This is a genomic window from Marinobacter sp. ANT_B65, assembly GCF_002407605.1.
In the GTDB taxonomy this organism is placed as follows: Bacteria; Pseudomonadota; Gammaproteobacteria; order Pseudomonadales; family Oleiphilaceae; genus Marinobacter.
Map to the genome: position 1 here is coordinate 407450 of NZ_NXGV01000002.1, position 14358 is coordinate 421807.

General features: G+C 55.0%; 13 protein-coding genes. 5 read left to right on the forward strand and 8 right to left on the reverse strand.

Annotation, left to right across the window (positions count from 1 at the left end; genetic code table 11):
- Window positions 1–6 precede the first annotated feature (6 nt).
- A complete protein-coding gene (locus CPA50_RS11995; protein WP_096782746.1) occupies window positions 7–732 on the forward strand; it encodes a transglutaminase-like domain-containing protein in 726 nt (241 codons plus the stop codon).
- An 89-nt stretch (window positions 733–821) separates the two neighbouring features.
- On the opposite strand, the gene CPA50_RS12000 is transcribed toward CPA50_RS11995, so the two are convergent.
- Window positions 822–1856: an SPFH domain-containing protein gene (locus CPA50_RS12000; RefSeq protein WP_096782747.1), complete on the reverse strand. Its 1035-nt coding sequence runs from the start codon at window positions 1854–1856 to the stop codon at window positions 822–824.
- A 2-nt stretch (window positions 1857–1858) separates the two neighbouring features.
- On the reverse strand, window positions 1859–2317 hold the full coding sequence (locus tag CPA50_RS12005) for an NfeD family protein (protein WP_096782748.1): 459 nt from the start codon (window positions 2315–2317) through the stop codon (window positions 1859–1861).
- 202 nt (window positions 2318–2519) lie between these two features.
- On the opposite strand from CPA50_RS12005, the gene CPA50_RS12010 reads away from it, so the two are divergent.
- From CPA50_RS12010 to CPA50_RS12020, 3 genes are read left to right on the forward strand one after another with little or no spacing between them, the layout of a single operon-like run.
- Window positions 2520–3335: an SDR family NAD(P)-dependent oxidoreductase gene (locus CPA50_RS12010; protein ID WP_096782749.1), complete on the forward strand. Its 816-nt coding sequence runs from the start codon at window positions 2520–2522 to the stop codon at window positions 3333–3335.
- Window positions 3336–3365: 30 nt separating this feature from the next.
- Complete coding sequence (locus CPA50_RS12015; RefSeq protein WP_096782750.1) at window positions 3366–4133, forward strand: class II glutamine amidotransferase; 768 nt, start codon at window positions 3366–3368, stop codon at window positions 4131–4133.
- A gap of 44 nt (window positions 4134–4177) precedes the next feature.
- Window positions 4178–4585, forward strand: coding sequence for an NINE protein (locus tag CPA50_RS12020; protein ID WP_096782751.1), 408 nt, complete (start codon window positions 4178–4180; stop codon window positions 4583–4585).
- Here the strand turns inward: CPA50_RS12020 and CPA50_RS12025 are convergent.
- The 3 genes from CPA50_RS12025 to nirB form a co-directional block, all read right to left on the reverse strand.
- Window positions 4578–5975 carry a WS/DGAT/MGAT family O-acyltransferase gene (locus tag CPA50_RS12025; protein WP_096782752.1) on the reverse strand — a complete coding sequence of 466 codons (1398 nt, stop codon included), beginning with the start codon at window positions 5973–5975 and terminating at the stop codon, window positions 4578–4580. The genes CPA50_RS12020 and CPA50_RS12025 overlap by 8 nt on opposite strands.
- 38 nt (window positions 5976–6013) lie before the next feature.
- Window positions 6014–6382, reverse strand: coding sequence for a nitrite reductase small subunit NirD (nirD, locus tag CPA50_RS12030; protein ID WP_096782753.1), 369 nt, complete (start codon window positions 6380–6382; stop codon window positions 6014–6016).
- 158 nt (window positions 6383–6540) lie between these two features.
- A complete protein-coding gene (gene nirB / locus CPA50_RS12035) occupies window positions 6541–9048 on the reverse strand; it encodes a nitrite reductase large subunit NirB (RefSeq protein ID WP_096782754.1) in 2508 nt (835 codons plus the stop codon).
- A 368-nt stretch (window positions 9049–9416) separates the two neighbouring features.
- Here nirB and CPA50_RS12040 point away from each other — a divergent pair, with 368 nt between their 5' ends.
- A complete protein-coding gene (locus CPA50_RS12040; protein ID WP_096782755.1) occupies window positions 9417–10712 on the forward strand; it encodes a nitrate- and nitrite sensing domain-containing protein in 1296 nt (431 codons plus the stop codon).
- Window positions 10713–10721: 9 nt separating this feature from the next.
- Here CPA50_RS12040 and CPA50_RS12045 read toward each other — a convergent pair whose 3' ends face one another.
- The 3 genes from CPA50_RS12045 to CPA50_RS12055 all read right to left on the reverse strand — a co-directional run bounded on the left by CPA50_RS12045 (window position 10722) and on the right by CPA50_RS12055 (window position 14337).
- On the reverse strand, window positions 10722–11420 hold the full coding sequence (locus CPA50_RS12045) for a hypothetical protein (RefSeq protein ID WP_096782756.1): 699 nt from the start codon (window positions 11418–11420) through the stop codon (window positions 10722–10724).
- A 266-nt stretch (window positions 11421–11686) separates the two neighbouring features.
- The gene (locus tag CPA50_RS12050) at window positions 11687–13417 is read right to left on the reverse strand and encodes a bifunctional protein-serine/threonine kinase/phosphatase (RefSeq protein ID WP_096782757.1); all 1731 of its coding nucleotides are present in this window, start codon (window positions 13415–13417) and stop codon (window positions 11687–11689) included.
- A gap of 74 nt (window positions 13418–13491) precedes the next feature.
- The gene (locus tag CPA50_RS12055) at window positions 13492–14337 is read right to left on the reverse strand and encodes a formate/nitrite transporter family protein (RefSeq protein ID WP_096782758.1); all 846 of its coding nucleotides are present in this window, start codon (window positions 14335–14337) and stop codon (window positions 13492–13494) included.
- Window positions 14338–14358 lie beyond the last annotated feature (21 nt).

Sequence of the window (14358 nt, forward strand, 5' to 3'; positions counted from 1 at the left end):
CTCAGTATGAACGGTCGATATACAGCTGAAACAACCATTCTTGATTACAGCCACGCAAGTATTCAGAACCTGATCCATAAGCAGGGCTGGCGAAGCCTGGCCCGCCAGGATGTTGTAAAAGGTATCTATTATTTTTTGCGAGATGAAATAAAGTTTGGATACAACCGCGACGATGCCATTCCGGCGAGTGAAGTCCTGGCCGATGGTTATGGTCAGTGCAATACCAAAAGTACGCTGTTTATGGCATTGCTGCGTGCTCTGGAAATACCATGTCGCTTCCACGGATTTACTATTTTCAATACCTTACAGAGTGGAGCTGTTCCGGTATATCTGATGCCCCTGGCCCCTGAACGTATTTTGCACAGCTGGGTGGAGGTTTTGCTGGACGGCGAATGGATAAACGTCGAAGGTTTTATCATTGATCAGATGTTTTTAACACAGATCCAACGGGCGTTTCCGGACCGGACAGGCTTTAGCGGATATGGTATTTCTGTGCCGTGTCTGCAGAAACCGGATAATGAGTTCAATGGAAATGACACTTATATTCAGGCAGAGGGTATAGCTGATGATTTTGGACGTTTTGATACTCCCGATGAGTTCTACGGTAAGTATGGGAGCAATCTGCGCGGGCTGAAAAAAATCCTCTATCGTTATGTACTGAGACATCTGATGAATCTTAACGTGCAGCGGATACGTCAGAATGGCTTGAAAGTTGAAAACCACAACAGCTGATTGCTTTTGACATCTGTGCGGGAACTGGAACGTGACAAGCCTGCCGGACGGCTGTCCGGCAGGCTTGTCACGGGTACTTCATGGTCAGATCAGACGCTGCTGGCGCCGCCAACGAGCCCGCCACGCAGGCCGTCTTTTTGCAGCGACTGCCGAACTACGTCCTCCGGGCTGCCGGCCAGTTCCCGGAACATGCCCATAGAGCCCAGCAGAGCAGAAGACTCGTAGGGTACAAACACCCGCTCGCCGTCTTTTGCCATATTCGGCAACACTTTGATGTAGCTTTGCCCCAGAAGGTAGCCGATTACCGTCTGTTTGTTGTCTTCGGAGTCGCCGATGGCGCTGAGCACCAGGCGAATAGATTCCTGCTCACCCTGGGCGCGCAAAATGGCCGATTCCTTGTCGCCCTGAGCGTTGAGAATGGCAGACTCGCGCTGGCCCTGTGCCTTGGCGATCGCTGCAGTTTTTTCACCCTCAGCTTCAGTGACGGTGGCCCGGCGCTTACGCTCTGCGGCCATTTGCAGGCGCATGGCATCTTCCACTTCTTCCGGCATACTGATGTCCTGAACTTCCACCCGGGTCAGCTTCACACCCCATTTTGAGGCTGCCTCTTCCATTTCTGCCTGAATGGCGTTGTTCACCTCTGCGCGGGATTCGAACAGTTTATCCAGCTCCATCTTGCCCACTACTGAGCGCAGGGTCGTTTTTGCCAGTACTTCAACGGCCTGGCTCATATTGGCCACTTCGTACACTGCACGACGTGGGTCAATGATCTGGTAATACAGTGCACCGTTGATCTTTACGGTCACGTTATCAGTGGTCACCACAGGCTGGCCCGGAAAGTCCATTACTGTTTCCCGGCGGTCAATGCGGCTTTCATCGGTGATCATCGGGTGGTATTCGTCACCCATGCGGACATAGCGGAGCATGGTGATGGCCCGGGGACGCTCGATAAAGGGAATAATGATGTTAACGCCGCTTTCCAGCACGCGGTTGAATGAACCCAGACGCTCAATAACCATAACTTCGGACTGACGGATGATCACCAGTCCTTTGGCGATGATGAATATGCCGATAGCGACAACAATCAGGCTGATGATCAGCCCTGGTGAAATGTAGGGTTCCATGCTTACTGTTCCTTTTGTGTGACGGTTTGAACAACGGCGGTAGTGCCGTCGAATTGGCTGAAAATAACGTCGGTTCCCTCGGGAAAATCGGTGGCTCCGGTTGCTTCGTCTCTCAGCCGGTAAAAATCGCCGTTAATTTTGATGCCTGCAGCGCCATCAAAGTCCCGCTTCAGGGTGCGATAGCGCTGTCCTTGTTCCACGCCGGTACCAGTGGTTCCGTAAGCTACGCCTTTCGGTGAAAAGCGCGGGCGGATCCAGCGGATAGCGACAGGCACCAGCAGGCCAGAGAACACGCCCATGCCCACAAGCTGCCACTCGAAAGAGGTGCCGATATAGGCCAGCAGAGCGGTAAGAGCAGAAGCAATAGCCAGTGCCAGCAGCACAAGCACACCGGATGTCAGCTCAGCCAGGCCCAGTACAAGGGCGAGAATCAGCCAGAAATGCGTAAGACTCCATTCCATACAGAAAATCCGCAGGTTCAGGGTTTAAGTAATCCGCAAGGTCGAGGCCCTGGGAGATTCGGGATTGTACCCAAAAGCGCAGGCCGAGTCAGAGTTGCCAGCGAGCAATGTAAATCAGATACCTGCAGCCATTTGCTGATCAGCGGCGGCTGTTAGAGTATCTTGTTTAATAAGAACAACACACAACAAGAGGTCTGTAGCGATGAAAGATCTGAAAAACAAAGTGGCGGTTATCACCGGAGCGGGCTCAGGTATCGGTCGCTCGCTCGCTAATGCACTTGCCAGACGGGGCTGCAGACTGGCGTTGTCGGATGTAAACGAAGTAGGGCTGGCCGAAACAGCCGCGGCGCTGAGCGGCTCAGACGTTAAAACCTACGTGCTGAATGTGGCCGACAGGGATGCTATCTATGCTCATGCAGATGAGGTGGTCCGGGACTTCGGTCAGGCCAATCTGATCATTAACAATGCAGGCGTTGCTCTGTCTTCAACCGTGAGAGACATGTCCGATGAAGATTTTCAGTGGATTATGGACATTGATTTCTGGGGGGTTGCTCATGGCACCCGGGCTTTTCTGCCGCACCTGATTGCCTCTGGTGATGGCCATGTTGTGAATATCTCCAGTGTTTTTGGTTTGATCGGTGTGCCTAAGCAGAGTGCTTATAATGCTGCCAAGTTTGCGGTTCGCGGGTTTACAGAATCTCTGCGTCAGGAAATGAAGCTGGAAAAACAACCAGTCAGCGTCAGTTGTGTACACCCGGGAGGCATCCAGACCAACATTGCCAACTCGGCGCGTATGGGGGCAACCGAAAACGGCGCAGCTCTGCGCAAGGGGTTTGATAAACTGGCGATGACAACGCCGGACAAAGCGGCTCAAACTATTATCAAAGGCATTCTGAAGAATGAATCCCGTATTCTTGTTGGGTTGGATGCCTGGGGCATAGATGCCATCAACCGGCTGCTGGGTTCGGCTTACCAGCCTCTGGTAGAGCGTTTTTCCCGCAAGAATATGTATATCTGATGCCGTAATGGCAAGGAGTCGCCTCGCTTTATGTGTGAATTACTGGCCATGAGCGCCAATACGCCAACTGACCTTTGCTTCAGCTTCACCGGGCTTACCCGCAGAGGTGGAGATACGGGGCCTCACAAGGATGGCTGGGGCGTGGCTTTTTACGAAGGCAAGGGTGTGCGGGCCTTCCATGATGTAGATGCCAGCTCCAACTCACGCCTTGCCGAAGTGGTCCAGACTCATCCTATCAAGAGCGAAGTGGCTGTTTGCCATATCCGCCAGGCCAACGTGGGCGAAACCTGCCTGGCCAACACTCATCCATTCATACGCGAGCTCTGGGGCCGTTACTGGGTGTTTGCCCATAACGGGCAACTCTCTGAATTTCGCCCGTCTCCGGGCTTCTATGAGCCGGTTGGCGATACGGACAGTGAGGCGCTGTTCTGCGACATACTCAACCACCTGCGCAACCACGGTGATCGTAACGATTCTGCCGGTACCATTACGGAACACCTGGTTCAGCTTTCAAAAAACTACGCCGATCAGGGAGTTTTCAACCTGTTACTGAGCAATGGCGACTGGCTGTTCACATACTGCAGCACCAAAATGGCGAGTATTACGCGGCGAGCCCCCTTTGGCCCCGCCCGGCTTAAAGATGCAGACGTCATTGTGGATTTCGAATCTGAAACTACACCAGACGATATAGTCAGCGTTATTGTAACCGAGCCACTGACCACCGATGAAAAGTGGGATGTCTATCAGCCTGGGGAATGGCGATTGTGGCGCAAAGGGGTTGTGGAGCTGACAGGCTAACCCCATGTAATGGATTCAACCCTACCTCCGCCGGAGAACCTGCTATGACTTATCGGCCGGACACGCACAGCAAGTTGTTTGGATATCTGCTCTGGATCTTCGGGTTTCTCGGGGCTCACAGGTTTTATTATGGAAAGCCGGTTACCGGAACCATCTGGTTCTTTACTTTCGGGCTGTTTCTGGTTGGCTGGATTGTCGACTTCTTCCTGATCCCATCCATGGACGAACAGGCAGACCGCCGGTTCCGGGCGGGTGCGGTAGATTACAACATTGCCTGGCTGTTGCTCACGTTCACCGGCGTTTTCGGCTTGCACAGGATGTATATGGGCAAATGGATCACAGGGATTATCTACCTGCTGACCGGCGGCCTCTTTCTGATTGGTATTCTCTACGATTTCTGGACATTGAATGATCAGATTTCAGAGCGTAACAGCGAAATCATATTTAGTTGAAGACGCCCTGCTCCAGTTCTGCCAGCCCGTCTTCCAGGTAATCCAGCATACGCTGGACACTTGGGAGCGTGCGGCGACATCCGATCAGGCCGAACTCTATATGATCGTTGTAGCTGGTTAGTGTCATGTTCAGAGCAAGCCGGTCCATAGCGATGGATACGGGGTATATGCCTTCCAGCCTCGCGCCGTTCCAGTAACAGGTTTTTTGGGGCCCCGGCACGTTGGAAATGACCACATTGAAGGTCTGCCACTTCGGAGCCATCCCGGTGAGCAGATGAAATGCTGCGGGTGCCAGAGTCAAAGCGGTGTAATTGACGATTTCTTCCGGTGACATAAGCGCGTAACGGTCTTTCGTTTCCTGAATGCCCTGGTGGATCTTGAGCAGCCGGGTGCCGGCGTGGTTCTCATCCGTATACAGGTTGGCCAGAATAACGCCTACGTGGTTGCCTCCGGTCTGATTGTCCTCTGCCTTATCGCAGTCGGAGCGCTCATACTTTCGTAGTGAGACAGGTACCATGGCAATCAAGGGCTTGTCCGGCAGTGCATCCAGATTCATCAGGTAGGTGCGCAGAGCACTGGCACACATAGCCGTGACCACATCGTTAACTGTTGTACGATAGGCCTTGCAGACCGCCTTGATCCGCTTCAGGCAGTAAGACTGAGCAGCGAAGCGGCGGGAGCCCGTAATTTTCTGGTTCAGAATGCTGCGCGGAGCCTGAAACACTGACTGATGTGCCGGGCTTTTGCGGCCGGTGTTAATGGTGCGCAGCAATTCCCGCGCAACAGCCGGCACAGTGCCCAGTTGCTTTCCCGATTGCTCCAGCAGGTGTCCGACGCTGTGCCACAGTGAAGGACCGCTCCGGTCCTCATCTGGCTTCGGTTGCGCCGACACATCCCACAGAGGCGGCATGTTGCGCTTTGAGGGGGCTGTTGTCAGCATCCGCTGGATTATCTTCATTGCAGAAATACCATCCACCAGGGAATGGTGAACCTTGATGTAAACCGCAAACTGCCTGTCTCCCAGCCCTTCAATGAGGTGAAACTCCCACAGGGGGCGCTCACGATCCATCAGGTGCGAATGTTCGGCAGAAACAAAAGCAAGCAACTCGCGAATACGCCCCGGCGTGGGCAGAGCTTCAAAACGAACGTGGTGCTCCAGGTCCAGATGTTTGTCGCGCACCCAGACCGGTTGTGCCAACCGGCTGTCGAGGCGACGATCAAAAGGCGCTGTCACTTCCGTATTGCTGCGGAGTTGCTCAGCAAGCCTGGCGACATAGTCATCCGGAGCATCGTCGGGAAATGAGAAAATCTGCAATCCACCCACATGCATGGGTTGCTGGCGTTTCTCCAGCCACAGGAAAAGCTGGTCAGTCGGGCTGAGAGGCTTCACGGGCGGCACCCCTTTTTATTGGTGATCCTTGTCTTGTCTCAGGCCGCCACAGCTTCCCTTTGGTCTTCAGGGATCCCCAGGCGGATCTCGTTGCCATCCAATAGAACCGGATAGGTTTTTACCATAACAGACTCGTCTTCCAGACAGACACCGGTTTTCAGATTGAAGTGTTGTTTATACAGTGGCGACGCGACAACCGGCGCACCTTTAAGGTCCCCCGTGATACCCCGAGCCAGAACGTTCGCACCACTGAACGGATCAGTGTGGCTGATGGCAAACAGTGCTGGTAGCCAGTGCGGCATATAAAATACCGCAACCGGCCCATCCTTGGTCCAGACTGCAATTCCGGATTCCGGAATCAGATCGTCGATAGTACAAACTGAGTTCCAACAAGTACGAGTTTTCATCTGTGTTTTCCTTAAGCTTTCGATTTTCGATTGCCGGGATTTCTGCCAGCGAGGGGGGCGGGGTGCTTTTCCTCTGGGAAAAACAACTCGCTGCGCTCAGACATTTTTTCCCGGCGGAAAAGCACCCCGCCCCCCTCTCACCTTCAACTCCGGGGAGGTTACGCAGACTCCAGAACGGGCCGTCTCTGCCCCCGTTCACTGGTCCACTGCTGCACCGGATCTTTCTGTTCTGGCTCATTCACAAACTCCCGGAACCGCTTGCGCTTCTCGGGATCTTCCACTGCCGTTTTCCACTCACACTGATAAGTATCGACAACGCTGTTCATGTGCTCTTCCAGCTCAGCGCAAATACCCAGACTGTCTTCCAGAACCACCTGTTTCAGGTAGCCCAGACCGCCCTCCAGATTCTCCATCCACACACTGGTGCGCTGCAGTCGGTCGGCCGTGCGCACATAAAACATAACCACCCGGTCGATAGTGCGGATCAGCTCGTCATCAGACAGATCTGTGGCGAACAGGTCGGCGTGGCGCGGGCGCATACCACCATTGCCGCAGACATAGAGATTCCAGCCATTCTCGGTGGCGATAACCCCGAAGTCCTTGCTCTGAGCCTCCGCGCACTCGCGGGTACAGCCAGACACAGCCATCTTGAACTTGTGCGGTGCCCGCAGGCCCTTGTAGCGATTCTCCAGCCGGATCGCCATGCCGACGCTGTCCTGCACACCGTAACGACACCAGGTTTTGCCAACGCAGGACTTCACTGTGCGCAGGGACTTCCCGTATGCGTGACCCGTCTCGAAACCAGCGGCGATAAGCTTCTCCCAGATCTCCGGCAGTTCAGTCAGTGTGGCGCCGAACAGGTCAACTCGCTGGCCGCCTGTAATCTTGGTGTACAGGTCGTATTCCTTGGCTACCTCACCCAGCACAATCAGTTTGTCCGGAGTGATCTCGCCTCCCGGAATCCTCGGCACAATGGAGTAGGTGCCGTTCTTCTGCATATTGGCCATGAAGGTGTCGTTGGTGTCCTGCAAAGGCACATGGTCGGTAGCAAGAATATGGTCGTTCCAGCAGCTAGCCAGAATGGATCCGACTGCGGGCTTGCAGATGTCGCAGCCGTGGCCTTTGCCATGCTGGGTGATCAATGTGCGGAAGGTGCGGATGCCATTGACCTTGACCAGATGGAACAGCTCCTGGCGGCTGTACGGAAAGTGTTCGCACAGGTCCTTGCTCACTTCCACGCCGCGCTTTTCCAGCTCACAGTCCACCACGTTTTTGAGCAGAGCTGTGCAGCCGCCGCAGCTGGTACTGGCCCTGGTTTCTGCCTTGACGCTGCCGAGGTCGGAGCAGCCAGCATCGATAGCACAGCAGATATCGCCTTTGGTCACGTTATGGCAGGAACAGATGGATGCCGTCTCTGGCAGAGAATCTGGCCCCAGTGCGGGTGCCCCGCCCTGGTTTTCCGGCAGGATCAGGGCTTCCGGGTTTGCCGGCAGGGTAATCCCGTTGAGAGCGTATTGCAGCAGAGTGTCATAGTGGCTGTTGTCGCCAACAAGGATGGCGCCCAGCAGGGTCTTTCCATCCTCGCTGACCACCATACGGCGATAGTGGCCTGCCCGCTCATCATTGAAGCGTATATTGCGGGCGCCCGGAGTCTGGGCATGAGCATCGCCGATGGAGCCCACATCTACCCCCAGAAGTTTGAGCTTGGTGCTCATGTCAGCACCGGTGAAGGCCGCTTCCTGATCACTGTTCAGAACGGCGGACAGAGTCCGGGCCATGGTGTAGCCGGGGGCCACAAGGCCGAAAATCTTCTGCTCCCAGAGCGCGCACTCACCAATGGCATGAATATGGGGGTCCGAGGTGGTGCAATGATTGTCGATCACGATGCCGCCGCGTTCACCAATCTCAAGACCACTGGCACGGGCGAGAGCATCCTGCGGGCGGATGCCGGCGGAAAAGACAATCAGGTCAGTTTCCAGGAAAGAGTCGTCGCTGAAATTCATGCGCAGGCGGGCATCCTCGCCTTTAGTAATGGCCGTGGTCGCTTTCTCTGTATGCACCTTGACGCCCAGCTCTTCAATCTTGCGGCGCAACAGAGCACCGCCCTCGGCATCGAGCTGAACCGGCATCAGCCTGGGTGCAAACTCAACCACTTGAGCTTGCAGTCCCAGGCTCTTGAGAGCGTTGGCTGCTTCCAGCCCCAGCAGGCCACCGCCTACAACGACGCCGGTGCTGGCACCTTCAGAGCTGGCACGAATGGAATCCAGATCATCCAGAGTGCGATAGACCAGGCAGTGAGGGTTGTCATTCCCTTCGATTGGCGGCACGAAAGGAAAAGAGCCCGTGGCCAGTACCAGTTCATCATAGTGGTAGCTGCCCCGGGGAGTAGCCAGGGTGCCGGTCTCCCGGTCAATGCCGGTTACCTGTTCATTCAGGTGCAGCTGGATGCCCTGCCCGGTGTACCATTCCGGCGTACCCATCGCCAGATCCGAATGGGTAGAACCACCGAAATACTCGGACAAATGGACTCTGTCATAGGCCAGTTGCTTTTCCTCACCGAAGACGATGATTTCATAGTCAGTGGCAGCGGGGCTGGCGGTGAACTGCTCGAGAAAATGGTGGCCCACCATGCCGTTGCCGATCACTACCAGGGTTTTCTTACTCATGCCACTTTTCCTTTTCCACAACAAAAAAAGCCGGAGCATCTATTCCCATAAGAGGGAAATCGATGGTCCGGCGCCAATGCCAACAACAATGATCTGATGGTCCGACCTGATCCATGGCCGGAATATTCATCCTTACTGTAGGTAAAGCTATCTTCGTGCCAGTTTTGCAAGTTGTATTAAATCAATGGTTTGAATGAAAACTGCTTTTCAAGTGGCATATGAAACCCGAAAACCTGCCCTGTGGCGGGGCGGGTTGCACGGCTTTAGAGCTGGTTTCTCGTGGCCCGGTAATTGCTCCGTTCTCTGGAGTCCCAGCCAGAATGTTCCAGAAAAGGCCTGGCAGGTTAACTGTGTCCCGGAGTTTCCCGATGAGTACCAAACGTGATGCTGTGCCCGATATACCCAAAGCAGCGGATTACCTGATCGCATCCAAAACCTGCGAACTCATGAGCCTGCAGTACTTTCTCCAGATGGGCCGGTTGGTCCCCTGTATCAGCAGTCTGGTACATGGGCTTCAGCGTGAACGTGGCGCGTCTAATGTTTTTCTCGGCTCCGCCGGTGAGACGTATGTAAATGAACGGCAGGTGCTATCGGAGGAATCAGATCGGTTGAGGGCAGAGTTCGAGCAGGCGTTGGCTGAAATCCATCAGGAACTCACGGGGCACCCGGTAAGCAGCCGATTGCTGAATCAGATTGCGAGCGCCCTGCACAGCCTTGAAGGCCTTGGTGAGTTGAGGCGTTGTGTCGTTGCCCGGAAAATCACTGCGGAATCAGCTACCCAGGACTACAGCTGTCTTATACATCACCTCATTGCTGTTGTGTTTGAGGCCGCGGATACGGCTGTAGACCCCACAATCGCCGGGCCGCTGGTCGCTATGGTCCACATCATGAATGGGAAGGAGTTCTGTGGACAAGAGCGGGCGGTTGGCTCTGCCGGGTTTTCAAGTGGTCGCTTCAGTCGTGCACTATCACAGCGCATGGCGCACCTGTGCGAGGCACAGGAACGCTGTCTGGAGGTGTTTTCCAACTTTGCGGATGCAGGTTCACTGGCTCTCTGGCAGGAAGTTTGCGGGCATGATCGTGAGAGCGAAATTGCGCGGCTGAGGCGTCTTTCATTGTCCGTAGGGTCCTTCAAAGATCCTGGCTCGCAGTTGGCAGATCAGTGGTTCAAGCTGATGACAGAACGTATCGATGCGTTGAAAAGGGTGGAGGATTCCGTGGAAGGCTGTTTTCACGCGAGCTGTATTGAGCGTTTTGGTGACGCCCGAAACTCCCTGGCGCACCAGGAGACGCTGATTGCGTCACTGGATACTGAAGGGGCATCAACTCAGCCGGTATTGGTTCTTTGTGACTCAGGCAGCGGTGGCAATACAGGCGATGCATTCTCAAGCGGAGGAGTCAGCCAGCAGACTGGCCGTTCCATCTTTGACCTGGTGCAGGAACAAACCCGTCGTCTGCGGCAGATGAACGATGAGCTTCAAAGTGCCAGGGAAGCTCTCGAAGACCGCAAGACTCAGGAGAAGGCAGTTTTACTGTTGATGCAGCATCGCCGGATCAGCAACGATGAAGCCCACCGGGTTCTTCGGAAGCTGGCAATGGATCAGGGCAAAAAACTCTCTGATGTTGCGCGGGCGCTGGTTTCTATGGCGGATGTGTTGAAGTAAACGACTTGTTCAGTGCGTCCTGCGCAGCATCGAAATGGGAACGCGGTAACGCTGACCCCGGAACTTACCTGTCCCGTTCACTGTGCACGTTTTCCGGTTGACCCGGACAATCTCGCCGTGAACCTCCCGGATGCCTGAGCCAAAAACTACCGCATCCGATACTTGCCAGTGAGAAGGTTGGAGTACCGGGTCAGGGAGCTGAAAAGGAGTACTGGATAAAGGAATCCGGTAAGCACCGGCCTGCTTTTTCAGTGCCTCCCGGGCCGCCTCAGCACGGCCATCCTGATGCAGTTCATCAAGAATATTGTAAAAATACCGATTGTGAACCGAACCGCGATATCTTTGCCCGGCACTGTGTTGCAACAGGTGCGCGAACTCGTGGCAGCATGTGTGTGCCAGCAGATTAAGCGTACTCTGCTCACCGCAAAAATAACCCCGCTGGTGAATCTCCCTGCTGGAGAGCCATCCACTGGCTGCATCCGGGGTGTGTTTTGCCAGGATCATACGAAGACCATAGGTGATCTGATGCTGTTTAAATTGCGGATCAAAACGATGATAGGTGGCCTGCCCTGAACCTACCCGGCATAGCAGGGTGCTGCCGGCAGCGCGGTCTTTGACCTGCGCGGCTGCAGGCTGCCAGAGAACCTGCTCTGTAACAGCACACATCAGTTCACCGAGTTTTCGGGCCTGGAGTTCAGGGTCACTCATGGCAGTTAACAGGTTGCAGGCCTCGTGGTTCGGGTAATAGATTCTTCACAAGAATAACGTTCGAATAACCTGTTTGCCATGGCCCGACCGTTCAACCCTGTCTGGAACCCCACCACATTCTGTGGTCGTAGTTGTTTCAGGCGATGGGTATTCGTCGTTCATGCAAGGCCTGAAATGAAAAAAATCAAACGAAGCCGTGGTTAGAATCTTCGTTGCAGTGTCTGCCGCATATTTATGGTTTCAGAGTGCTGGATTGCCATACCGGATCACGGGCGAAAAGCGAACGACAGCATCAGAGCGAGCAGCAGTAGAGCCGACAGCCCTTGCCAGAAGGCTACCGGATGGCGTTCGATCAGGGGTTTACGGTGCTGCTGATTCCAGTGTTGGCTGGGCTGGCGCAGATCAAACAGGAATTCCGACAGGGCCGGATAGCGTTTGTGGGGTTCGGGATGCAGGGCGCGGGCCAGAGCCTCATCAACCCAGCCGGGCAGGTCTTCCCGGTGCAGACGGGCGGGATGATAGCTGAGCCGATGTAACTGGCTCCGGTTGCGGATTCCCGGGACGCGGGTGCCATAGGGTAATTGGCCAGTCAGCAACTGATACGTGATCACACCAAGGGAAAACTGGTCAGCCAGCCAGCTGACGGGTTCTCCAAGAAAAGCCTCTGGTGCGCTGTAGAGTGCTGCACCCCGGGGCCAGGAGGGTTCGTCATGCTCCTGGAGTTCCTGAAGGCCGGCGATACGGGTGGCTCCGAAGTCGATCAGTACCACTGTGCCCTGTTTATCGATAAGAATATTTTCCGGTTTCAGATCCTGATGCACCATTTCCAGCCGATGAAAAGCCCGTAGTCCCCTGGCTATCTGTTCTACCAACTGGCGTACTGTTTCCAGACCAGGCTTCGGGTTGTCCAGCAGCCATTGCTTGAGGCTGGTCCCCTGCACGTATTCGGTAGCGAGATAAAGGCAACTGCGTTGTCGCTCCGGAGCAAAGGGCTTCACTACATGGGGGCTGCTGATGCGCTGGGCTACCCATTGTTCGGTAGCGAAGAGGTCCAGAGCCCCGGGGTCCTGCTGCATTTCCATGGCAGGTACTTTCAGGGCAATCTGTTGATCGCTGGCCTGGTCCACCGCCAGATAGACATGGCTGCGGCTGCTGGTATGAATCTGGCGGAGAATCCGGTAGTTATCCAGCATCTGTCCGGATATCAGTTCCGGAGCGAACGGCAACTGGTACGCATCCCGGGTGACTTCTTCGCTGCTTTTTCTGGCGGGTATCGAATCTACCCGCACAATCTGTGCGCTCAGGTTATCTTCGCTGCCATTGCGGAAGGCTGTTTCGGTGAGCTGTCTGGCCGCAGCGTCCAGATCGCTGGCAGATTCCTGAATGATCCGGGCCATGTCATGCCCGGGCAGGTGCTCATATACGCCATCAGTCACCAGCACAAATGTATCACCGGGCCATAACGGAAGGGTCTGGTAATCAATGTCCAGGTGCGGATTCAGGCCCATGGCCCGGTTCAGGCAACTGTCATCCCGGGACAGCCAGACCCGGTGATCGGTGGTCAGCTGTTCCAGAGAACTCCCCTGTAACCGGTAAATCCGGGCGTCTCCCACGTGAAACAGGTGGGCCGTGGCAGATTTCAGAATCAGAACACTGAGTGTGCAGATATAACCACGGTCCTGATCATACCTGTAGCGGCTTTGGCGGGTCTGGGCATGCAGCCAGGAATTACTGGCCCGCAGAACTCTCTCAGTGGACTGTTTGACCGACCAGCTGTCCGGGGTCGAATAATAGTCACTCAAAATACCCTTAACCGTGGCTTCGCTGGCAATCTGGCTGACGTTGCTGGAGCTGATGCCGTCGGCAATGGCCACTGCGATGCCCTTGGAGAAGAGCTGATGATTATCCGGGGCTATCAATCCATGAAAGTCCTGATTAACCGGCTTGCGGCCTTTTTCCGAATGCTGGCCGATAGTAACTGAGAGCTGGCTCGTCATAGGTTGCTTTGCCTCAGGCAAGGGCACAAAGCCCGGAGGGTGCGGCCCCCGGGCTTTGTGCCTGCTGCAATCGTTCAGTTGGAGCGGGCCAGTTCGCCAGTGTAGCTGCCTGGTATGATGCGCTTGGGTGCCGTACGGATGTGAGTTGTGTACAGGGTGAGACCGGTAAAGGACAGGCCGCCTACGAGGTTGCCCAGTACAGTCGGGACCTCATTCCAGAAGAAGTAGTCCATGATGGAGAACTCGCCGCCCATCATCAGGGCAAACGGGAACAGGAACATGTTGACGATAGAGTGCTCAAAGCCCATGTAGAAGAACAGCATGATTGGCATCCACATAGCCATTACCTTGCCAGGGACTGTTGTTGAAATCATGGCGCCAACTACGCCCATGGAAACCATCCAGTTGCACAGCATGCCGCGCAGGAAAATTGTTATCCAGCCAGCAACTCCGTATTCGGCATAACCCAGGGTCCGTACCTTGCCTACGCTGGCAATTTTGTCGCCAACAGCACCGGGGTCTGTGTTGAAACCGTAGGTGAAGACAAACGCCATGATGATGGCCACTGTCAGTGCGCCGCCAAAATTACCCAGGAACACCCAGCCCCAGTTGCGGAGTATGCCTTTGACATCAACTCCCGGGCGTTTGTCCAGCAGGGCCAGAGGCGTCAGCATGAATACCCCGGTGAGCAGATCAAAGCCCATCAGGTACAGCATGCAGAAGCCCACAGGGAACAGCATGGCCCCCGCCAGCGGGCTGCCGGTCTGAACGGCGACGGTAATGGCAAACACTGCGGCCAGAGCCAGAATAGCACCGGCCATGAAGGCCCGGATCAGCACGTCCCGTGTGGCCATGTAGATTTTTGATTCACCGGCGTCCACCATTTTGGTGACGAATTCCGAAGGCATGATGTAAGACATAACTTGAACCCCTGTGTTTTT

What these genes read in the sequence shown, in the direction of transcription:
- CPA50_RS12055 (WP_096782758.1), bottom strand. Translation starts at nt 14,337, where the DNA reads ATGTCTTACATCATGCCTTCGGAATTCGTCACCAAAATGGTGGACGCC.
- CPA50_RS12050 (WP_096782757.1), bottom strand. Translation starts at nt 13,417, where the DNA reads ATGACGAGCCAGCTCTCAGTTACTATCGGCCAGCATTCGGAAAAAGGC.
- nirB (WP_096782754.1), bottom strand. Translation starts at nt 9,048, where the DNA reads ATGAGTAAGAAAACCCTGGTAGTGATCGGCAACGGCATGGTGGGCCAC.
- CPA50_RS12005 (WP_096782748.1), bottom strand. Translation starts at nt 2,317, where the DNA reads ATGGAATGGAGTCTTACGCATTTCTGGCTGATTCTCGCCCTTGTACTG.
- CPA50_RS12000 (WP_096782747.1), bottom strand. Translation starts at nt 1,856, where the DNA reads ATGGAACCCTACATTTCACCAGGGCTGATCATCAGCCTGATTGTTGTC.
- CPA50_RS12040 (WP_096782755.1), top strand. Translation starts at nt 9,417, where the DNA reads ATGAGTACCAAACGTGATGCTGTGCCCGATATACCCAAAGCAGCGGAT.
- nirD (WP_096782753.1), bottom strand. Translation starts at nt 6,382, where the DNA reads ATGAAAACTCGTACTTGTTGGAACTCAGTTTGTACTATCGACGATCTG.
- CPA50_RS12010 (WP_096782749.1), top strand. Translation starts at nt 2,520, where the DNA reads ATGAAAGATCTGAAAAACAAAGTGGCGGTTATCACCGGAGCGGGCTCA.
- CPA50_RS12020 (WP_096782751.1), top strand. Translation starts at nt 4,178, where the DNA reads ATGACTTATCGGCCGGACACGCACAGCAAGTTGTTTGGATATCTGCTC.
- CPA50_RS12045 (WP_096782756.1), bottom strand. Translation starts at nt 11,420, where the DNA reads ATGAGTGACCCTGAACTCCAGGCCCGAAAACTCGGTGAACTGATGTGT.
- CPA50_RS11995 (WP_096782746.1), top strand. Translation starts at nt 7, where the DNA reads ATGAACGGTCGATATACAGCTGAAACAACCATTCTTGATTACAGCCAC.
- CPA50_RS12015 (WP_096782750.1), top strand. Translation starts at nt 3,366, where the DNA reads ATGTGTGAATTACTGGCCATGAGCGCCAATACGCCAACTGACCTTTGC.